At 73.6% G+C, this 20585-nt stretch carries 17 protein-coding genes; 8 read left to right on the forward strand and 9 right to left on the reverse strand.

Annotation, left to right across the window (positions count from 1 at the left end; translation table 11 throughout):
• Nucleotides 1–67: 67 nt before the first annotated feature.
• Genes HYQ63_RS31875 through hemQ form a run of 3 tightly spaced genes read left to right on the forward strand, consistent with a single transcriptional unit; the run spans nt 68 to nt 4040 of the window.
• Nucleotides 68–1840 (forward strand): IclR family transcriptional regulator C-terminal domain-containing protein, encoded by a 1773-nt coding sequence (locus HYQ63_RS31875; protein ID WP_179937254.1) that lies wholly within the window; start codon nt 68–70, stop codon nt 1838–1840.
• Nucleotides 1837–3285 (forward strand): protoporphyrinogen oxidase, encoded by a 1449-nt coding sequence (gene hemG / locus HYQ63_RS31880; protein WP_179937255.1) that lies wholly within the window; start codon nt 1837–1839, stop codon nt 3283–3285. The genes HYQ63_RS31875 and hemG overlap by 4 nt, the downstream gene beginning before the upstream one ends.
• A 5-nt stretch (nt 3286–3290) precedes the next feature.
• The gene (gene hemQ, locus HYQ63_RS31885; RefSeq protein ID WP_179937256.1) at nt 3291–4040 is read left to right on the forward strand and encodes a hydrogen peroxide-dependent heme synthase; all 750 of its coding nucleotides are present in this window, start codon (nt 3291–3293) and stop codon (nt 4038–4040) included.
• Between the two features lie 18 nt (nt 4041–4058).
• On the opposite strand, the gene HYQ63_RS31890 is transcribed toward hemQ, so the two are convergent.
• From HYQ63_RS31890 to HYQ63_RS31900, 3 genes are all read right to left on the reverse strand, one after another.
• Nucleotides 4059–5846, reverse strand: coding sequence for an alpha/beta hydrolase (locus tag HYQ63_RS31890; RefSeq protein WP_179937257.1), 1788 nt, complete (start codon nt 5844–5846; stop codon nt 4059–4061).
• A 108-nt stretch (nt 5847–5954) separates the two neighbouring features.
• Nucleotides 5955–6767 carry a TIGR04222 domain-containing membrane protein gene (locus HYQ63_RS31895; protein ID WP_179937258.1) on the reverse strand — a complete coding sequence of 271 codons (813 nt, stop codon included), beginning with the start codon at nt 6765–6767 and terminating at the stop codon, nt 5955–5957.
• Between the two features lie 95 nt (nt 6768–6862).
• Nucleotides 6863–8167, reverse strand: a complete 1305-nt coding sequence (locus HYQ63_RS31900) for a DUF692 domain-containing protein (protein WP_179937259.1) — start codon at nt 8165–8167, stop codon at nt 6863–6865.
• A gap of 361 nt (nt 8168–8528) precedes the next feature.
• Here HYQ63_RS31900 and HYQ63_RS31905 point away from each other — a divergent pair, with 361 nt between their 5' ends.
• Complete coding sequence (locus HYQ63_RS31905) at nt 8529–10562, forward strand: transglycosylase domain-containing protein (protein ID WP_257232674.1); 2034 nt, start codon at nt 8529–8531, stop codon at nt 10560–10562.
• 77 nt (nt 10563–10639) lie between these two features.
• Here HYQ63_RS31905 and HYQ63_RS31910 read toward each other — a convergent pair whose 3' ends face one another.
• Nucleotides 10640–11890, reverse strand: coding sequence for a hypothetical protein (locus HYQ63_RS31910; RefSeq protein ID WP_257232272.1), 1251 nt, complete (start codon nt 11888–11890; stop codon nt 10640–10642).
• 174 nt (nt 11891–12064) lie between these two features.
• A complete protein-coding gene (locus HYQ63_RS31915; RefSeq protein ID WP_179937261.1) occupies nt 12065–13474 on the reverse strand; it encodes a hypothetical protein in 1410 nt (469 codons plus the stop codon).
• Between the two features lie 186 nt (nt 13475–13660).
• Here HYQ63_RS31915 and HYQ63_RS31920 point away from each other — a divergent pair, with 186 nt between their 5' ends.
• Together HYQ63_RS31920 and HYQ63_RS31925 are read left to right on the forward strand one after the other, a co-directional pair.
• Complete coding sequence (locus tag HYQ63_RS31920) at nt 13661–14938, forward strand: molybdopterin-dependent oxidoreductase (protein WP_179937262.1); 1278 nt, start codon at nt 13661–13663, stop codon at nt 14936–14938.
• Nucleotides 14935–15408, forward strand: a complete 474-nt coding sequence (locus tag HYQ63_RS31925; RefSeq protein ID WP_179937263.1) for a hypothetical protein — start codon at nt 14935–14937, stop codon at nt 15406–15408. Before HYQ63_RS31920 ends, HYQ63_RS31925 begins: the two co-directional genes overlap by 4 nt.
• On the opposite strand, the gene HYQ63_RS31930 is transcribed toward HYQ63_RS31925, so the two are convergent.
• From HYQ63_RS31930 to HYQ63_RS31940, 3 genes are read right to left on the reverse strand one after another with little or no spacing between them, the layout of a single operon-like run.
• Entirely contained in the window at nt 15356–16060 is a 705-nt protein-coding gene (locus HYQ63_RS31930; RefSeq protein ID WP_179937264.1) for a methyltransferase domain-containing protein, read from the reverse strand. The genes HYQ63_RS31925 and HYQ63_RS31930 overlap by 53 nt on opposite strands.
• Nucleotides 16057–16737, reverse strand: a complete 681-nt coding sequence (locus tag HYQ63_RS31935; RefSeq protein WP_257232273.1) for a DUF2064 domain-containing protein — start codon at nt 16735–16737, stop codon at nt 16057–16059. Before HYQ63_RS31935 ends, HYQ63_RS31930 begins: the two co-directional genes overlap by 4 nt.
• The gene (locus HYQ63_RS31940; protein ID WP_179937265.1) at nt 16734–17459 is read right to left on the reverse strand and encodes a glycosyltransferase family 2 protein; all 726 of its coding nucleotides are present in this window, start codon (nt 17457–17459) and stop codon (nt 16734–16736) included. Before HYQ63_RS31940 ends, HYQ63_RS31935 begins: the two co-directional genes overlap by 4 nt.
• Nucleotides 17460–17574: 115 nt before the next feature.
• Between HYQ63_RS31940 and HYQ63_RS31945 the strand changes: the two genes are divergently transcribed.
• Entirely contained in the window at nt 17575–18390 is an 816-nt protein-coding gene (locus HYQ63_RS31945) for a response regulator transcription factor (RefSeq protein WP_179937266.1), read from the forward strand.
• Nucleotides 18383–19495, forward strand: coding sequence for a sensor histidine kinase KdpD (locus tag HYQ63_RS31950; RefSeq protein ID WP_179937267.1), 1113 nt, complete (start codon nt 18383–18385; stop codon nt 19493–19495). Before HYQ63_RS31945 ends, HYQ63_RS31950 begins: the two co-directional genes overlap by 8 nt.
• A gap of 6 nt (nt 19496–19501) precedes the next feature.
• Here HYQ63_RS31950 and HYQ63_RS31955 read toward each other — a convergent pair whose 3' ends face one another.
• Nucleotides 19502–20581, reverse strand: coding sequence for an NAD(P)-dependent oxidoreductase (locus tag HYQ63_RS31955; RefSeq protein ID WP_179937268.1), 1080 nt, complete (start codon nt 20579–20581; stop codon nt 19502–19504).
• Nucleotides 20582–20585: the final 4 nt, after the last annotated feature.

Below are 20585 nucleotides of genomic sequence, written 5' to 3' on the forward strand. Positions count from 1 at the left end.
CGGATCCGATGAAGCGAGGATCCCCGCTTGTTCGCGGAGTGAAACTTCGTTCATAATCGAGCTTGTGATGAGTCTCGGTCCGGTGTCCCCACCTGTCAATGGCCCCGTCGGTCCTCTCGAGCGCGGCCTCGCCGTGCTCTGCGAGCTGACGCGGCTGGCCGCGCACCGGGGTGAGGCCGCGGTGCGGCCCGGCGATCTCGTGCGCGGCACCGGGCTCGCCCGGTCCGTCGTCGACCGCGTCGTGGGCACGCTCGAACAGCTGGGGTATGTGCGGCTCGACGGGCGCGACGTCAGCCTCGCGACCCGGCTCATGGAGCTGGGCAACGCCTACCTGGCCGCCAGCGGCCTGCCGGACGCGCTCGGCCCGTTCGCCGAGCGGCTCGCCGACGGGCTCGACGAATCGGTCTCGGTCGCCGTGCCGGACGGCGACGGGGCGCGCTTCGTCGTCCAGGCCACCCGCCGCCGCACCATGTCCCTCGCCTTCCGCATCGGCGACCTGCTCCCCGCCGAGCGCTGCGCCCCGGGTGCGCTCTTCGCCGCCGAGTGGGACGAGCGGGCGTGGGCGGCCTGGCGCGCCCGCCGCGCCGCCGACCCCCTCGACGCGGCCTTCCCCGCCGTTCCGCCGCGTCACCGGCCCGCCGCGGACACCGGGTTCGAGGCGCGCGTACGGGAGGCCGCCCGGACCGGCTGGGCGGCCGACGACCAGCTGATCGAGCCCGGTCTGGTGGCGGTTTCCGTTCCGGTCCAGGACGGATCGGGGCGCACCGTGTGCGCGGTGAACGTCGTCAGCCACACCAGCCGCCATGACGTGGCCTCGCTGCGGGCCGCCGTCTTGGGCCCCCTGCGCGCGGAGGTCCCGGCGATGGAGGCGGCCCTCGCGTCCCCGCCCGCCCGCCGCCGCCCACCGGAGGCCGGGCCCGCCGCACCCGAGGCCGGGCCCGATGCCCAGGACCCGGTGGCCGGGCCCGGTGCGGAGGATCCGGCGCGGGCGGCCAAGCGGGAGCTGGGGGCCGGCTATCTCCAGTCGCTCGCGCGCGGACTCACCGTGCTGCGGGCGCTGGGTACGCCGGGGGAGGGGGAGGAGGGCGACGGCGCGCGGCACGGGCGCACGCTCACCGCCGTCGCCGAGATCACCGGGCTGCCGCGGGCCACCGCGCGCCGCTCCCTGCTGACCCTCGTCGAGCTGGGATACGCCGAGTACGCGGAGGCCGACGGCCGGGTCTTCCGCCCGCTGCCGCGGGTGCTGGAGCTGGGGTACGCACCGCTGGGCGACCTGTCGTTCACCGAGCTGGCCCAGCCCCATATGCGCGAACTCGTCCGCACCGTCCACGAGTCGGCGTCCCTGGCGGTCCTCGACGGCGCCGACATCCGGTATGTGGCGCGCGTACCGACCGTGCGGATCATGAGCGTCAACATCACCATCGGCACCCGCTTCCCCGCCTACGCGACCTCCATGGGCCGGGTGCTGCTCGCCGGGCTGGACCCGGGTGAGCGCGCCGCGTATCTCGCCGGGCTCGACCCCACGCCGCTGACCCGGCACACCGTGACCGCCGTGCCCGAGCTGGCCCGCGTCCTGGAGCGGACCGGGAGGGACGGATACGCCCTGGTGGACGAGGAGTTGGAGGAGGGGCTGCGGTCGCTGGCGGTGCCCGTCCGGGACGCGGACCGCCAGGTGGTGGCCGCGCTCAACATCGCCACCCACGCGGGCCGCGGCAGCGCGGAGGCAGCCGTCAAGGAGCTGCTTCCGGCGCTGCGGACCGCCGCCGCCCGCATCGAGGCCGACCTCGCCACGGCCTCGGCCCATCACCCCCTGGGGGCGGGTGAGAGAGTGGGGGCATGAGCGCAGTGACCTCCCCGCCCCCGGGGCACACCGGCCATGCCGTCGTCATCGGTGGCGGGATCTCGGGCCTCGCGGCCGCCCACCGGCTCCAGGCGGGCGGGGCGCGGGTGACGGTGCTGGAGGCGTCGGGGCGGCTGGGCGGCAAGCTGTGCGCGGGCGAGATCGAGGGCGTCGCCGTGGACCTGGGCGCCGAATCGATGCTCGCCCGGCGCCCGGAGGCGGTGGAGCTGGCGCGCGCCGTCGGCCTCGGCGAGCGGCTCCAGCCGCCCGCGACCGCGACCGCCTCCCTGTGGACGCGCGGCACGCTGCGGCCGATGCCCAAGGGCCATGTGATGGGCGTGCCCGGCGATCCGGCGCCGCTCGCCGCGTCCGGGGTGATCTCGGACGAGGGGCTGGCGCGCATCGCCCGTGACGCGGAGCTGCCGCCCACACCGGTCGGCGAGGACGTGGCGCTCGGCGAGTTCATCGCGGCCCGGCTCGGCCGGGAGGTCGTGGACCGGCTGGTCGAGCCGCTGCTCGGCGGGGTGTATGCGGGGGATGTGTACCGCACCTCGATGCGGGCCGCGGTGCCCACCCTCTTCGAACTGGCCCGCGCGAACCGCCCGCTGGCCGAGGGGGTCCGGGAGCTGACCGAGCGGGCCGCCCAGCGGCAGGGCGGGGCCGGGCCGGTGTTCATGGGCATCGACGGCGGCATCGGGCGGCTGCCGCTCGCGGTGGCCGACGCCGTACGGGCATCGGGCGGCGACATCCGCACCGGCGCGCCGGTACGAGAACTGCGGCGGACCGCCGACGGCTGGACCGTCGTCACCGACGACGAGGTGCTGCGGGCCGACGCGGTCGTGGTGGCGGCCCCCGCGCCCGCCGCCGCCCGGCTGCTGGCGGCCGACTCCCCGGCCGCCTCCGCCGAGCTGGCCACCGTCGACTACGCCTCCATGGCGCTGATCACCATGGCATTCCGCCGCGACGACGTGGTGTCGCTCGCCGACGGCAGCGGCTTCCTGGTCCCGCCGGTCGACGGCCACACGATCAAGGCGGCCACGTTCTCCAGCCGCAAGTGGGGCTGGCTCCGGGACGCCGCCCCCGATCTCTTCGTGCTGCGTACCTCGATCGGGCGGTTCGAGGACGAGGAGCACCTGAAGCGCGACGACGCCGATCTGGTAGGGATGTCGCTCGCCGATCTCGGCGCGGCCACCGGCCTCGACGCCCGGCCGGTGGCGACCCGGGTGAGCCGCTGGGACGGCGGGCTGCCGCAGTACCCGGTCGGCCATCTCGACCGGGTCGCCCGGATCCGCGCGGAGGTCGCCAAGCTGCCCGGGCTGCGGGTGTGCGGCGCGGTCTACGACGGCGTCGGCATCCCCGCGTGCATCGGATCCGCCCGCACGGCCGCCGATGAGCTGCTGACGGCGACCCTGGCGGCGGGCGCCGTCGGCGGAGAGCGAGAATAGGCACCATGACTGCTGCTCCCGAGACCCCCGACACGCCCCAGAGCGTCCCGTCGCCCAAGGCGCCCAACGCGGGGAAGAAGGCCAAGGACCTCAACGAGGTCATCCGCTACACCCTGTGGTCGGTGTTCCGGCTGCGCGACGTGCTGCCGGAGGACCGCACCGGCTACGCCGACGAGGTCGAGCAGCTCTTCGCACAGCTCGCCGCCAAGGACGTCACCGTGCGCGGCACCTATGACGTCTCGGGGCTGCGGGCGGACGCGGACGTCATGATCTGGTGGCACTCGGAGACCTCCGACGCGCTTCAGGAGGCGTACAACCTCTTCCGCCGCACCCGGCTCGGCCGCGCCCTGGAGCCGGTGTGGTCGAACATGGCGCTGCACCGCCCGGCGGAGTTCAACAAGTCGCACATCCCCGCGTTCCTCGCGGACGAGAACGCGCGCGACTACGTCAGCGTCTACCCCTTCGTGCGGTCCTACGAGTGGTACCTGCTGCCCGACGAGGAGCGCCGCACGATGCTCGCGGACCACGGCAAGATGGCGCGGGGCTTCCCCGATGTGCGCGCCAACACCGTCGCGTCGTTCTCCCTCGGCGACTACGAGTGGATCCTGGCCTTCGAGGCGGACGAGCTGCACCGGATCGTCGACCTGATGCGCCATCTGCGCGCCTCCGAGGCGCGCCGTCATGTGCGCGAGGAGGTGCCGTTCTACACCGGGCGGCGCAAGCCGGTCTCCGAGCTGGTCGCCGGTCTGGCCTGACCGCAACGAGCCCGACCGTCACGGCATCCCGGGCGCCCCGGACCCTCCCGGGCCGCCGGGGAGCGCGGGCTGCTTGCCGGACTCGGGCACCGGGGCCGGGCGCGGCTCCGGTGCCGGGCGCGGTGCGCAGGAGGCCGTCCGGCCCGGCGTCCTGCCGGTCAGCAGATACGTGTCGACCTTGCGGTTGACGCAGGCGTTCGGGCCGCCCCACAGGCCGTGCGTACCGGCCTTCCGCTCGGTCACCAGGGAGGCGCCGGGGAGTCTGCGCCACAGCGCCTTGGCGCCCGCGTACGGAGTGGCCGCGTCCCGTTCGGCCGCCAGCAGCAGCACCGGCGGCAGCCCCGGCCGGGCGGTCACGTCCATGGGGGTGTCGTGCCCCAGCGGCCAGTAGGCGCAGGGCAGGTTCATCGCCACGTTGTCCCAGGTCTCGAAGGGCGCCCGGCGCGCGAGGGCGGTGTTCTCCCGGTTCCAGCTCGCCCAGCGGCGCGGCCAGGGCGCGTCGTTGCACTCCACGGCGGTGTAGACGGCGTTGGCGTTCTCGTCGGCCACCGCGTCCCCGGATTCGGACGCGGCCAGCGCGATCAGCGGCCGGGGATTGCCGCGCAGATAGGCGGCGAGGGCCCGGGCGCTGGGGTCCCAGTAGGCGTCGTTGTAGCCCGCCCGCACGAACGCGTCCTGGAGCTCCCCGGTGCCGACGCGGCCGCCCGCCGGTTTCCGCGCCAGGCGGTGGGCCGCCTTCCGGTACGCGGCGAGGACCCGGGCGGGGGTCGCGCCGAGGTGGTAGACGGCGTGGTGCCGGGCGGCCCAGCGGCGCCAGTCGGCCCAGCGCCGCTCGAAGGCCAGGGACTGGTCCAGGTTGTTGCGGTACCAGATCTGCCAGGGGCCGGGGTTGACCACGCTGTCGAACACCATGCGGCGGACATGGCGGGGGAAGAGCGTCGCGTACACGGCGCCGTAGTACGTGCCGTACGAGGCGCCCACGAAGGTGAGCCGCTTCTCGCCGAGCGCGGCGCGCAGGACATCGAGGTCGCGGGCGTTGTTCAGCGTGGTGATGTGCCGCAGGGCCGCCCCCGTACGGCGCACACAGCCCCGGGCGTACGCGCGCGCCCGCGCCACCATCGCCCGCAGATACGCCGCGGAGGGGTGTTGCGGGGAGCTGGTCGGCGTCTTTGCGAAGGCCGCCGGGCGCTGGCAGGACACCGGTGCGGAGCGGCCGACTCCGCGGGGCGCGTAGCCGACGAAGTCGTAGGCCGCGGCCGTCTTGCGGAAGCCGTCCTCGGCGGCGTACTCGGGGAACGTCATGCCGGACGCGCCCGGCCCGCCCGGGTTGTAGACCAGCGCGCCCTGCCGCCGGGCCTTGGGCCCGGAGGCGCGGACGCGGCTGACGGTGAGACGGATGTGCTTGCCGTGCGGCCGCGCGTAGTTCAGCGGCACGGAGACGGTGCCGCAGCGAACGTCCGACGACAGCTCTTCGGAGCTCGGGCAGCGGCCGAAGGCGATGCCCCGGGCGGCCGCCTCCCGGGCCGCCACGATCACCCCGCGGGCCTCGGCGGCGCCGCCCCGGGGCACGGCCAGCGCGGGGGAGGCCAGCACGGCGGAGGCGGGGGAGCCGAACGAGGCAGTCCAGGCGGGCGCCGCCGCCGCGACGGCGGTCGGCGCCGGGGGCCCGGCGGCGGCCACGGCGGTGGGGTGTGTGGGCGGCGGCGCGGCGAGCGGTCTGCCGGTGGCGGGGGTGGCGAGCAGCGCCGTCATGGCCAGGGACAGGGACAGCGGCCCGAGGATGCCGTACAGCGCTGCTGCTCTCACAAGCCATCCCTCCGCACATCACGCAACAAAGGGGATACTTGGTGGGGTGATTGGCCATGTAAAGCACCGGGCCGCGGTGTCGGGGCCATTGGACCCCAAGGTGTCGGGTCAATGACCCCAATGCGCCCTCAGCGCCGCGCGCAGCGCCGGATCGGGCAGGGCGGCCGTGCCGTGGACCGCGAGGGCGGTGAGCAGCTCGCCGTCGTCGGGCTCCTCGTCGGCCCCGCCCCCGGTGCGCTGGGCGACGGGCCGCCGGGGCGGCACATCGATCCGGCTCAGCAGCTGCTGCCCGGCGGGGGAGGCCCAGCGCGAGTACGGATGCACCTCGACCCGCGCGATCACCAGGCAGCTGGCGGTCAGGAGCAGCGGAAGCGCGAACCACGCCAGTGCCGGTCCCGGGCCCGACGCGGGCGGCACCATCAGCAGCGCGATCACGCCCGTCAGCAGGACCACGCCGCACGCCACCCGCACCTGCCGTACCGCGGCCGCCACGTTCGCGCGGGCCCCCGCGGGCACCGCGAGCCCCGCCGCCACCAGCCGGTCGGCCAGCGCCCGCACCGGGTCGGCGGTGGCCAGCGCGGTGCGGACCGGCGGCACGGGGGACTGGCCCCGCGGGCCTATCGCGGCGATGACCGAGCGTTCGAGATCGTCCCGGCCGTCCGGGTCCACGACGGTGACCCAGCCGGTGTGGGCGAGCAGCAGTCGGCGCTCACGGGACATCGACACCAGGGCGAGATCGACCACCCGCCGCGGCCCGCCCGCCAGGAACGCCGCCTCGTACAGGCTCAGGGGCCGCCCGTCCGATCGCGGACCGGCGGTGGCTTCCATCGGTTGGGCGGCCGCGACCGCGGCGAGGCACAGGCGGGTGCAGCTGACCACCGCCGAGCCCCACGCGACGAGCAGGAACAGGACCCACAACATGGCCGAGTTCTACTGGACCCGACCGCTTCCACGCCAGAGATTTCGCGAAATGCGCGATTCAGGTGCCGAATGCTGATCGCCGCGTACGCCCGCGCTCACCCTCCGCTCAGCACGAGCCGGGCCCGGCGGGCGAAGCGCGCCAGCGGGTGCGAGGACAGCGGGGCGGGCCCGGAGCGCTCCTGCCACCACAGCGTCAGCCGACGCCGCGTCGCCGCGTCCCGGACGTCACCGGCCGCCAGCAGATGCTCGACGAACGCCATCGCGTCGCGGCGGTAGCCGCCGGTCATCGGGCGGCCGTCGGCGTACCCCTCGAACGCCCGCCGGTAGCCGTCGCCCAGGATCTCCGGCAGCTCGGGGGCGACCTTGGCGACCACCCCGGCCCGCTTGGACGTCAGCGCCCGGCTCTGGACCCCCAGCCGCTGCCGGTCGAAGCCCTCCGGCGCCGGGGCGCCCGCGACGAGCGCCGACAGCAGCGCGGTCTGGGCGCGCGCCAGCCGCTCCCGCGCGCCATCGATGTCCGGTATGTCGTTTCCGTTCGGGACGTGCTTCGACGTGGTCCCGGCATCGGCGGCCGTCACCCCGGCCGCCGTCACCGCGCGGATCGCGTCCAGCTCGCCCGCCAGCTCCTCGGCCGCCGGGAAGTCCTCGTCCCGCTCCAGCAGCACCCCGGGCGGCGTCGTACGGGCGCACAGCTCGGCGAGCACGTCGAGCACCGGCTGCGTCACCGGGTGGGCGTGGCTGTCGTGCCACACCCCGTCCCGTTCGACGCCGCCCGCCACATGGACGTACGCGATGGCCTCGGTCGGCAGCTCGTCCAGCGCCTTGGCCGGGTCCTCGCCCCGGTTGACGTGGTTGGTGTGCAGGTTGGCGACGTCGATGAGCAGCCGCACGCCGGTCCGCTCGACCAGTTCGGCCAGGAACTGCCCCTCGGTCATCTCCTCGCCGGGCCAGGAGATCAGTGCCGCGATGTTCTCCAGCGCGAGCGGCACCGGCAGCGCCTCCTGGGCCATCGCCACGTTCTCGCACAGCACGTCCAGCGCGTCCCGGGTGCGCGGCACCGGCAGCAGATGCCCGGCCTCGATGGCGGGCGACCCGGCCAGTGGCCCCCCGGCCCGTACGAACGCGATGTGCTCGGTGACCAGCGGCGAGCCCAGCGCCTCCGCCCGCTCCGCGAGGGCGCTCAGCCGCTCGGGATCCGGCCGCTCGGCGCCGCCGAGGCCGAGCGAGACGCCGTGCGGGACCACCGTCGTACCGCGCTCGCGCAGCCGCAGCAGCGCGTCCGGCACATGGCCGGGGCAGACGTTCTCGGCCACCACCTCCACCCAGTCGATGCCGGGCAGGCGCGCGATGTCCTCGGCGATTTCCGGTCGCCAGCCGATTCCGGTACCGAGGCGCGTCATGGCTCCCCCTTCTCCTGCCGGTCCCATGCCGGACGTTCTCACCTGTCGGGGTAATGACCCCCGGGGGAGAGGACGAATCCACGGCGCTTGTGGTTCAGAGGTTCATTTGAGCTTCGGGGTGTCACGCTACGCCCCTCCGTGCGCCCCCGGTCGCCCGCCTTCACGGTCTCCGACGGCCGTGGCAGGGCGGTGAGTTGCGGAATATCTGCACTGTTACAAAATTTTGGGGCCCTGTGGCGACAGATGTTCGGAAGGGAGAATAAGGTCGTGTGGTCTGGGGGGATGGAAGATCACACCTTTGTGCCGCGCCCGCGCGCGGAGCGAGCGTGGGGGAACACACGTGCTGGGCAGCAACAATGCCATGGGGAAGCACCGCCGTAACGCACACCGTAAGCCGCCGCCGTCGTCGGCCGGGCGCAGGTTGCAGCTGCGTCGCTGGGCGGCCCGCCATATCCGGATCGACTACCCCCGGGCCGGGAGGCGGGGCGCGCGGCGGTGGCTGCCGTCGTGGCGTCAGATGGGTCTCCTCTTCGTGTTCTGCCTCGGGAGTCTGACCGGTGTCCTGAGCTTTCTCTACATGCAGACCGAGATACCCAAGAACCTCAACGACTTCGCCACCCAGCAGGACAACGTCTACTACTGGGCCGACGGCTCCGAGATGGCCCGCACGGGCCCGGTCAACCGTCAGGAGGTGGCGTTGTCCAAGGTGCCGGAAAAGGTCCAGTGGGCGATCCTCGCCGCCGAGAACGCCAGTTTCTACTCGGACAGCGGCATCTCCCCGAGCGGTCTGATGCGCGCCGTGACCCGGATGGTGACGGGCGGTGAGACCCAGGGTGGCTCGACCATCACCCAGCAGTATGTGAAGAACGCCTATCTGAATCAGCGCCAGACGTTCTCCCGCAAGCTCACCGAGATGTTCATGGCCATCAAGCTCGACGACCGGATGAGCAAGCAGGAGATTCTCGAACGCTATCTGAACACCAGCTGGTTCGGGCGCGGCACCTACGGCATTCAGCGGGCCTCCTACGCCTACTACGGCAAGGACGTCTCCCGGCTCAACGCGAGCGAGGGCGCGATGCTCGCCTCACTGCTCAAGGGCGCCGGAACTTTCGACCCGACGCTCAGCGCCAAGAACCACACACGGGCGGTCGAGCGCTGGAAATGGGTGCTGGACCGGATGGTCGACATCGGAAAGCTCTCCAAGGCCGAGCGGGCGAAGTACACCACCTTCCCCGACCCCCATCCGGCACCCCGTCCGGCCGGGCTCACCGGACAGGTCGGCTATCTGGTGGAGACCGCGAAGGCGTATGTGGGTTCCCACACCGACATCTCCGACGCCGACTTCGACCTGGGTGGCTATCAGATCCACACCACCTTCGAGAAGTCGAAGGTCAAGGCGCTCGCCGCCTCGGTGAAGAAGACCCGCGACGGCCTCGACCCCAAGAACCGCCGGGAGGACCGGTACGTACGCATCGGCGCCGCCTCCGTGACGCCGGGCGGGCGCATCGAGGCGCTGTACGGCGGCCCCGGCTATCTGGAACAGGGCTTCAACGACGCGAACGCCTCCGTCGTCCCGGCCGGTACCGCCTTCACACCCTTCGTCTACGCGGCGGCGCTGCGCGACGGCGTGCTCAAGGAGCGGAACAGCCCCCGGACGCCCGTCGCCCCCACCACGCTCTACGACGGCAACAACAAGGTCGCCGTGAAAACCCCCGAGGGGCCCTACTGGGACCGCAGCGGCAAGATCGTGCGGGGCGAGAACGACGGCGAGCAGTCCTATGGGCAGGTCAGCCTGCGCCAGGCGATCGTCCAGTCCATCAACACCCCGATGATGCAGCTCGGCATGGACGTCGGCCTCGACCGCGTCCGCCAGGCCTCCATCGACGCGGGGCTGTTGCCCAGCAGCTTCGGCGCGCGGGTGCCCATGTTCTCGCTCGGCACCGCGACGCCCAGCTCCATCCGGATGGCCAGCGCCTACGCGACGTTCACCGCGAACGGCACCCATGTGCCGCCGTTCTCCGTGAGCGGACTGACCCGTAACGGCGAGAAGTTCGCCCTGCGCAAGGACCGCGCCAAGCGGGCGTTCAGCGCCCAGGTGGCGGCGCAGGTGGACGACGCGCTGCACGGCGCGGTCCAGGGCGGCACCGGGCAGGCGGCGGCCGTGGTCGGGCCCGATACGGCGGGGAAGACGGGCACGGCGCAGGACGGCACGTCGTCCTGGTTCGTGGGCTACACCGATGAGGTGTCCACGGCCGTGTCGCTGTCGCGGGTGGACCCCAAGACCCAGGAACTGCTGCCGCTGAAGGGAATGGGCGGAGACGCCACCGGAAAGGCGAGCGACACCTATCCCCTGGACATCTGGACGCGCTATATGGCGGGCGCGGGCAAGAAGTAGCCGGGAGACAGATAAAAGCCCGGCCCGGTGCGTTCCGTTCGACGCACCGGGCCGGGCTTTTGCTTCCCGCCGTATGACTACTTGGTGTACGACTTCCAGTCCGGCGATTCCGCCGGGTCGAGCATCCGCAGCTTGTCCAGGACCTTCGGATCCTGGGCGTCCAGCCAGTCCGCGAGCTGCTTGAACGAAACGCACCGCACGCCCTGGCGCTTGCACACGCTGCGCATCACGTCTTCGATGGCCTGCATATAGATGCCGCCGTTCCAGGTTTCGAAGTGGTTGCCGATGAACAGGGGTGCCCGGCTGCCGTTGTAGACGCGTTCGAAACCGTTCAGATAGCCCTCTCGGGTCAGCCGCTCCCATTCGGCGTACTTCGCCGGATCGCCCTCGGTGCTGTCGCCGGACTGGTTGAAGAGGAAATTGAAGTCCATGGAGAGGACCTGCTTCTCGCTCTCCGGGTACGGCACCAGCTGGAGCGGGAAGTTCCAGATGCCGTCGATCTTGGACGGCCAGATCTGGAAGTCGCCCGGAGAACTCGCGTCGTAGCGCCAGCCCATCGACTTGATCGCCGGGATCAGATTCTTCTGTCCTTCGAGGCAGGGGGCGCGGCCGCCGACCAGTTCCTCGTCGTAGTCGAAGGGCAGCGGTTCGATGTCGGTGAAACCGGTATTGGTCTTCCAGTTCTTCACGAAGGAGTACGCCTGCTCGGTCTCACTCTTCCACTGCCGGGTGGTCCACTCGCCGCCGCCCTTGGAGCCGCAGAAATGCCCGTTGAAGTGCGAGCCGATCTCATTGCCCTCCAGCCACGCCCCGCGCAGCTGCTCCAGCGTCTCGCGTATGTGCTCATCCGTGGGGAAGGATATGGCGGCCGCGCCCTGCTTGTGCATCGGCGGCCGATAGAGGCTGCTCTTGTACTTGGGCAGCAGATACATGCCGCTCAGGAAGAACGTCATCTGGGCGTCGCTCTCCTTGGCGACCTGGCGGAAGCGGGAGAAGAGGTGATCGCCGTTCTCCAGCGCGCCGTCCCAGGAGAAGACCACGAACTGTGGGGGCTTCTGCCCCGGCTTCAGCTTCTCGATCTTCGGCTGCTTCGGCTGGGGGCCGGTGTAGGACGTCGAGCCGTCCCCGATCACCTTCACCTTGCCGTCCCAGTCGGCGTACTTGTTCTTCTTCTTGGTGCCTCTGGGGGCCTTGTCCGCTCGCGGCACGGGGGCGGCGGCCTGGACGCTGCCGTCCACCGCGCCGCTCGTATCCCCCGGCGAGGTCAGGGCGATGAGCAGCGCCACGACCACGGCCACGGCCGTGAGCGCGCCCAGGGGCGCGGCCATGCCATAGGCGTTCCGCGCCGATAATGCCTTCAACGCCTTCAAGGACTGTGATGCCTTCAAGGTCTTCAACGCCTTCAACGGGTCCCGCCCCCTGGCAACGGTTCAGTTGTGTGCCCCGCTCAGTATCACAGAAGTATCACCTGCTCTTCACATCGGCTACTCACCGACGGACACTCACCAACCGGTCAGCAGCAGATGGTTCACCAGCAGCGCGAGACCCGCCTGCACCGCCAGCCAGCGGCGCAGGTCACGGGCGGGAAGGAGGGCGGCGGCCGGAAGCAGCCAGAGCACGAACGGCAGCCAGATGCGCTCCGTTTCGGCCTTGCTCATCCCGGACAGATCGGCGGTGGCCAGCGCGAGCAATGCGGCGAGCACGAGCACCACGAGCCCATCCGTCCCGACCTCACCGCCCAGACCCCCGCGGCGCAGCCGCCGTACCGCCCCCGGCGCCGCCCCCACCGCCCGGCGGGCCCCGGCGACGGAGGCGAGACCGGCCGCGATCGCCGCGTTGGCCAGGTTGGCCCACACCCAATAGCCGTACGGGCGATCCGCCGCGACCCCTTGGTAGTAGCGCTCGACCAGCAGGTCGTACCCCTCCCACCAGGCGAAACCGGCCAGGGTGAACGCGCCTGCCACCACCGACGTCCCGGCCAGCGCGTACGGCAGCGGCCGCACCGTACGGGCGAGGAGCAGCACGGCCGCGGCGGGCAGCGCCATGAGGGTGAGCCCGTACGACACATACGCGGTGAGGCCGAGCAGCAGCCCGGCGGCCAGCGCGACGGCGCCCGGCGCCCGGGTCGCACGGGTCGCCGCCAGCGCGAGCAGCGCCAGCCCCCAGGCCGCGACCGCCGCGAAATAGCCGTCCGCCGACGCCCCCACCCACACCGCGGCCGGGGCAAGCACGAGGAAGGGCGCGGCGGTGCGCGCCGCGCGCTCCTGCCCCAGCGCGCGCAGCGCGACCAGGACGGCGGCCACCGCCGAGCTTCCGGCGGTGATGCAGAACGCCCCCGCCCATCCGCCGCCGCCGAGCCCGAGGCGGTCCAGCCCGACGAAGGTGAGCACGGCGCCCGGCGGATGTCCGGCGATGTGCGCGGGCCAGTGGTCGGGCTGGGTGATCAGGATGTGCCCGGTGAAGCCGCGGAGCGCGGCGCCGACGTCCTGGAAGCGGTCGAGGCCGCGCAGATACTCATGACGCTGCGTCAGTCGCCCGGCCACGCCCCGCCCCCAGCCGTCGACGAGCGCCAGCGCCCAGGTCCAGGCCATCGCGGTCGCCCAGCCCGCCCACAGCAGCCGACGCCACGGCAGCGTCGCCGCGATCCGCGGGCCGTGGGCGACGACGGCCACGGCGAGGGCCACGGCGGCGGGCGTGCCGGGGCCCGCGTGGGGCAGCCAGTCGGCGTACAGCGGCGCCCAGTCGACGTACAGGGTGTGGTCGGTCCGCTGGATCAGGGTGCCGACGACGGCCGCGACGGAGAAGAGGAGCGCGGCGGCAACGGCGGCGAGCACATCCCGGCGGCGGCCGGTCCGCTCGTCGCCGTCCGGGGTACGAAGGGTCGGGTCATCGGTGCGGAGGGGGAGCTTCACGGCCTCACGCTATGCCGGTGACCTGCCCCGTCGGCCGTTGTGGCGCGCTCCGTCACCGAACCGTCAGATCCAGCCACCCCGGGGCGCCGCCGGGTGCCGACGTCCGCCTCCGGGGGAGGGCGACGTCAGCATTTCGTCATGCGTCGGAGCCCCTGAGGACCGGTCCGGCGGCCATACCGTCGTGCCATGAGCCCCCGTCCCCCCGCTTGGCGGAGCCCCTTGCGCGGTCCCTGGCTGACGTCCGTCTTCGGCCTGATCCTGCTGTTCGGGATTCCGGTGCTGTTCGTCACCGGACTGCTGTCGTACGCCGCGTACAACCCGGATCTGTCCCCGGTCAACGACAAGACGCCGGACAAGGGGCTGCTCGGCTTCTACCTCTTCTCCTGGCCGACCCACCCCGTCTGGCTCTACCGCGTCACCCAAGGGGTGCACGTCACGCTCGGCGTCGTGCTGGTCCCGGTGCTGCTGGCCAAGCTGTGGTCCGTCGTCCCCAAGCTGTTCGAGCGACCGCCGGTGCGGTCCCTCGGGCACGGGCTGGAGCGGCTGTCGCTGCTCGCGCTGGTCGGCGGCGGGCTGTTCGAGTTCGTGACCGGGGTGCTCAACGTCCAGCTGGAGTACGTCTTTCCCGGGTCCTTCTACCCGCTGCACTTCTACGGGGCGTGGATCTTCATGGGCGCGTTCGCCGTCCACGTGGCGCTCCGGTTCCCCCGCATGGTGCGCGCGCTGCGCGGCCGCGACCTGCGGGCGGAGCTGCGCACCCCCGTCTCCCGCACCCGTCCGGAACCGCCCGACGAGACCGGTCTGGTCAGCCCGGATCCCGCCCCTCCCACCATGTCGCGGCGGGGCGCGCTCGCGATGGTGGGCACCGGCTCGGCCGCGCTGCTGGTGGTGACGGCCGGGCAGAGCGTCGACGGGCCGCTGCGGAACACCGCGCTGCTCGCGCCGCACGGCAGGGAGCCGGGCCGGGGGCCGAACGGCTTCCAGATCAACAAGACCGCCGCGGCCGTCGGCATCGGCGCCCGCGACATCGGCCCCGGCTGGCGGCTGGTGGTGCGTGGCCCGGGCCGTGAGGTCGTCCTGACCCGTGAGCAGGTGCTGCGGCTGCCGCGGCACGGGGCGGCGCTGCCGATCGCCTGCGTCGAGGGGTGGTCCACCCCCGACCAGCGGTGGGAGGGGGTGCGGCTGTCCGACCTCGCCGGGCTGGTCGGTCTGGGCGAGCGGCCGCCGGGCGTCCTCGTCGAATCGCTCCAGCGGCACGGCTCGTTCCGCTCGGTCGTGCTGCGCGACAACCAGGTCCGCGATCCGCGCTCCCTGCTCGCCCTGCGGGTCAATGGCGCGGACCTGTCGCCGGACCACGGCTACCCGGCGCGCGTCATCGTCCCGAACGCCCCGGGCGTGCACAACACCAAGTGGGTGGCCCGGCTGAGCTTCGGGGAGACCGGGGAGACCGGGGGGACGGCATGAAGAACTGCTCCGGTTTCCGGCGGGGTTACGGCGACTCGCCGCTGCATCTGCTCCTGCTGCTGTGCTCCTTCGCGCTGACCGCGTACGCGGGGGTGCGGCTGCTGCGCGGCGACTGGCTCGGGATCGTGCTCTGGTTCGTCGGCGCCGCCGTCCTGCACGACCTGGTGCTGCTGCCGCTGTACGGGCTCGCCGACCGGGCGCTCCGGCGGGCGGTCCCGGCGCCCGCCTCGTACGTCAACTTCGTACGGGTGCCCGCCTTCGTCTCGGGACTGTTGCTGCTGGTGTGGTTCCCGCTGATCGCGGGGACGCAGCGGAGCCGCTACGAGCGTTCGGCCGGGCTGTCCGCCGATGTCTTCTGGCCGCGCTGGCTGCTGATCACCGCCGGGCTGTTCGCCGTCTCCGCGCTCTGGCTGTCGGTCAGGACGGCGGTGTGGCGGGCCCGGGCACGGCGGCGCGACGCAGGGTCATGAAGTCGCGGCCCCGTGCCGTCCAGCGTTCGACGGCGGTCCAGCCCGCCGCCCGGGCGTGGCGCAGCAGCGCGGGGGCGCCCACCCGGGCCCAGGGGAACGCGGTGCCGACCCGGCCGCGCCCGTCGTCCACCCGCACCCGGACCCGTTCGTCGATGTCGGCCGCGGCCGCCTCGACGATCAGCAGCCCCTCGGGGGCGAGGAGCTGCGTCACCCGTGCCAGCAGGGCCCGGGGGTCGCCGCCGATGCCGATGTTGCCGTCGAGCAGCAGCGCCGTGCCCCAGCGCCCTTCGTCCGGCAGCGGCTCGAAAACCGAGCGGCACAGGGCCGGGCCGCCGGTGCGGACGGTACGGGCGACCGCCGCCCGGCTCACGTCGATGCCGAGGCAGGGGCGGCCGTACGGGGCGAGCGCGGCCACCAGTCGCCCGGGGCCGCAGCCGATGTCGAGTACGGGCCCCCGGCACCGGCGCAGCACGGTGCGGTCCGCCGCGTCGGCGTCCGCGCACCAGCGCTCGACCTCCAGGGGAAGCAGCCAGCCGTCCGCGCGGCGCAGGAACAGCGGACCCCGGCCCGCGCTCAGCGCCCGCGTATAGGGGTCGGCGTGCCAGGACCCGGCCCTGGCGTCGCCCGCGTCTTCGCGTATCGCCGTGCTCATCGGGCGGCGGCCCGGGACAGCCCGGTGAGGGTGCGGGCGAACCGGCTGCCCGGGGCGAGGGCCGCCACCCACGCGGCGTCGTCCGCCGTGTCGACGTCGCGCAGCACGGGCAGTTCGCGCACCCGCAGCCCCGCGTCCACCAGACGGCGCCGCTGTGCGGCGCCGGTGGTGGGGGTGGACATCGGCACGCCGCGCAGCAGCTCCGGATCGGGTTCCGCCAGGCCCAGGGCCCAGAACCCGCCGTCGGCGGCGGGGCCGAACCAGGCGTCGCAGTCCCGCCAGCCGCCCCTGCCCAGTGCGGGCGCCAGCAGGACGGGGGTGATCTGCGGGGTGTCCATGCCGACCAGCAGCGTGGGCCCCTGGCATCCGGCGAAGGCCGCGGCCAGCCGCTCGTCCAGGCCGCCGCCGCCCTGCGGCACGACCTCGATGCCCGGCGGCAGCCAGGGCCCGGGAGCCCCGTCGAGCGCCAGCACCCTGCGCCGGGCGGGCATCCCGAGCACGGCGTGCAGGGTGTCCGCGAGGGCGGCCTCGGCGAGCGCCGCCGCCTCCGCCGGGGCGTACGGGGGAGTGAGCCGGGTCTTCACCCGCCCGGCCACGGGTTCCTTGGCGATGACGATCACCGTGGACTCCGGGGGTGCGTCAGCGCTGCGGTGCGATCCGGTCGTCGTCGCGGTCACCGGGCGGCCCCGGCCCGATCGCCGGGGGAGGTGGCCGCGGGCGGCGGTTGGCGCAGGACCGCCCGCATGTCGCGCACCGCGTGCCAGGTGCCCCGCCAGGTGCCGGTGACCTTCGACTTTCCGGTTCGCGACCGGTACGGCACGTCGCGCTCCTCGATCCGCCAGCCCGCGTCCGCGGCCCGCACGACCATCTGGAGCGGATAGCCGCTGCGGCGGTCGGTGAGGCCCAGGGCCAGCAGCGGTTCGCGCCGGGCGGCCCGCAGGGGGCCGAGGTCGTGCAGGGCGGTTCCGGTGCGCCGCCGCACCATGCGGGACAGGGCGATGTTGCCGAGCCTGGCGTGCACGGGCCAGGCGCCGCGCTCCTGGGGACGGCGGCGCCCCAGGACGAGATCCGCGTCGCCGTCGGCGACGCTCCGTACGAAGCCCGCCAGCAGTCCGGGGTCGAGCGAGGCGTCGCAGTCGCAGAAGCAGACGACGTCGGCGTCGGCGGCGAGCAGCCCGGCGTGGCAGGCGGCCCCGAAGCCCCGGCGGGGCTCATGGACGACGGTGGCGCCGAGGGAGCGGGCGATCGCGGCCGAGTCGTCCGTCGAACCGTTGTCGACGACGATGGCGCGCCAGCCGGCGGGGATGCGTTCCAGCACCCAGGGCAGGGCAGCGGCCTCGTCCAGACACGGAAGGACGACGTCCGCATGAGGAGCGGTCGAGTCTGTCACCCGGCCCACCCTACGAACGAAAAAGCCACATTCCGGACTTCAGGTCCTTACGAAACGCGGACGTCGCCACCGTCCCCCGTCCTGGGCGGGACGGTCCGTCCGGCCCGGTGCCAGGCTGGAGGGCATGCAGCAGACCCCACCTCCCGGCCGCGTGCTCGTCGTGGACGACGATCCGACCGTTGCCGAGGTCGTCGCCGGGTACCTCACCCGCGCCGGCTTCGCCGTCGACCGGGCCGCCGACGGCCCCGGCGCGCTCGCCCGCGCCGACGCCCGATGGCCCGACCTGGTCGTCCTCGACCTGATGCTGCCCGGCATGGACGGCCTGGACGTGTGCCGCACGCTCCGCGGCAAGGGCCCGGTGCCCGTGATCATGCTGACCGCCCGCGGCGACGAGGACGACCGGATCCTCGGTCTTGAGATCGGCGCGGACGATTACGTCACCAAGCCGTTCAGCCCGCGTGAGCTGGTGCTGCGGGTGGAGTCGGTGCTGCGCCGCAGCCGTACCGGACCGCGCACCTCCGCTGCCCCCGCCGGTGCGCGGGGCCCCGGTTCCGACCGGCCGGACACCGTACTCCGCCGCGCCGGGATCACCCTCGATCCGATGGCCCGCCGCGCCACCAAGGACGGCCGGGAACTCGCCCTCACCCTCCGCGAGTTCGACCTGCTGGCCTTTCTGCTGCGCCACCCCGGGGTCGCCTGCACCCGCGAGGAGCTGATGCGGGACGTATGGGGCTGGGACTTCGGTGATCTGTCCACCGTCACCGTCCATGTGCGGCGGCTGCGCGGAAAGATCGAGGACGACCCCGCCGCGCCGCGCCTCATCCAGACCGTCTGGGGCGTGGGCTACCGCTTCGACGCGGCGGACGCGGCGGACGCGTCGGACGCGGCGGACGCGCACGACGCGGCGGCCGGGGCGGAGGAGCCGGACCGCCATGCGTGACGTCCTGCTGATGGCGCTGTTCGCGTTCCTCGGCGCCGCCGCGGCCGGGCTGCTCGGCGCGCTCGCCTTGCGGCTGCTGCGCGGCCGTTCCGTCGTCGTGTCCCTCGCGGTCGTGGCCGCCGTCGCGGTGACGGCCATGCTCACCGGGACGCTCGCGGTCGCCTGGGCGATGTTCCTGTCCACCCACGACCTGACGGTCGTCACCACCGTCTGCGCCATGGCCGCGGTGGTGTCCCTGGCCACCGCGCTGCTGCTGGGCCGCTGGGTGGTGGCCCGCAGCCATGAACTGACCCTCGCCGCCCGCTCCTTCGGGGACGGCGGCAGCTTCGCCGCCCCCGACGGCGCGGCCACCGCCGAACTCGCCGAACTCGGCCGCGAACTGGCCGCGACCAGCGCCAAACTGGCCCGGTCCCGTGAGCGCGAACGGGCCCTGGAGTCCTCCCGCCGCGAGCTGGTCGCCTGGATCTCGCACGATCTGCGCACCCCGCTGGCCGGGCTGCGGGCCATGTCCGAGGCGCTCGAGGACGGCGTGGTGGAGGACCCGGACCGCTACCACCGCCAGATCCGCACCGAGGTGGAGCGGCTCAACACGATGGTCGGCGACCTCTTCGAACTGTCCCGCATCCACGCCGGGGCGCTGTCCCTCGCCCCCACCCGGATCTCCGTCTACGACCTGGTCGGCGACGCCCTCGCGGGGGCCGACCCGCTCGCCCGCGAGCTGGGCGTCCAGCTGATCGGCGACCCCGTGGATCCCATTCCGGTCGAGGTCGACGGGAAGGAGATGACCCGCGTCCTCGGCAACCTCCTCATCAACGCCATCCGCCGCACCCCGGCCGACGGCACGGTCGCCGTGGCCGCCCGGCGCGAGGCCGACACCGTCGTGCTGTCCGTCACCGACGGCTGCGGCGGCATCCCGGAGGAGGATCTGCCGCGGGTGTTCGACACCGGCTGGCGCGGCACCCACGCCCGTACGCCCCCGGCGGGCGCCGGGCTGGGCCTCGCCATCGTCCGCGGCATCGTCGAGGCCCACCACGGCCACGCGGCCGTGCGGAACGTGGACGGCGGCTGCCGTTTCGAGGTCCGCCTGCCCGCCGCCCGCGCGTAGGGGGTGTTACCGGATGGGCTGTGCCGCCGGGGCGGCTCCCGCGCGCTGGGGTGCGTGGGCGAACTCGGTCATGCCTTGGGCGAACGGGACCGCGGGCCGCCAGCCCAGCTGTTCGCGGAGCCGCCGCGACGAGGCCGTGATGTGTCGTACGTCGCCCAGCCGGTACGCGCCCGTGACCTGCGGAGCGGGCCCGCCGCAGGCCGCCGCCAGCGCCTCGGCCATCTCGCCGATCGTATGGGGGTCGTCGCTGCCGGTGTTGTACGCGGTGAGGCCGCCCGTGGCCGCCGTGGCGGCGACCGCCTCCAGGGCGGCGGCGTTGGCCGAGGCCACGTCCCGTACGTGGATGAAGTCGCGGCGCTGCCCGCCGTCCTCGTACACCGTGGGCGCCTCGCCGCGGGCGAGGGCCGAGCGGAAGAAGGAGGCGACGCCCGCGTACGGGGTGTCGCGCGGCATGCCCGGCCCGTAGACGTTGTGGTAGCGCAGCGAGACCGCGCGGCCGTCCACGGACCGCGCCCACGCCGCCGCCAGATGCTCCTGCGCCAGCTTCGTGGTGGCGTAGACGTTGCGCGGGTCGGCCGGTGCGTCCTCGTCGACCAGGCCCGGTCGCAGCGGGGTGCCGCAGTCCGGGCAGCCGGGCTCGAACCGCCCCGCCGCCAGGTCGGCCTCGGCGCGCGGGCCGGGGCGCACCCGGCCGTGCCGCGGGCAGTCGTAGCGCCCCTCCCCGTACACCACCATCGACCCGGCCAGCACCAGGGAGCGCACCCCGCGTTCGGCCATGGCCGCCAGCAGCACCGCCGTGCCCAGGTCGTTGCAGCCGACGTAGTCCGGCGCGTCGGCGAAGTCCTTGCCGAGGCCGACCATCGCCGCCTGATGGCAGACGGCGTCCACCCCATGCAGTGCCTCCTCCGCCGCCGCCCGGTCCCGCACATCGGCGTGGATCCACTCGGCGCCGGACAGCCGCGGCGGTGCCGGATGGGCGGCGGGCAGCAGGGCATCGAGGACGACCGGCTCATGGCCGCGGGCGGTGAGAGCGGTGACGACGTGCGAGCCGATGAAGCCCGCGCCTCCGGTGACCAGTACGCGCATGGCC

The sequence above is a fragment of the Streptomyces sp. Rer75 genome, assembly GCF_013414305.1.
Lineage (GTDB): Bacteria > Actinomycetota > Actinomycetes > Streptomycetales > Streptomycetaceae > Streptomyces > Streptomyces himastatinicus.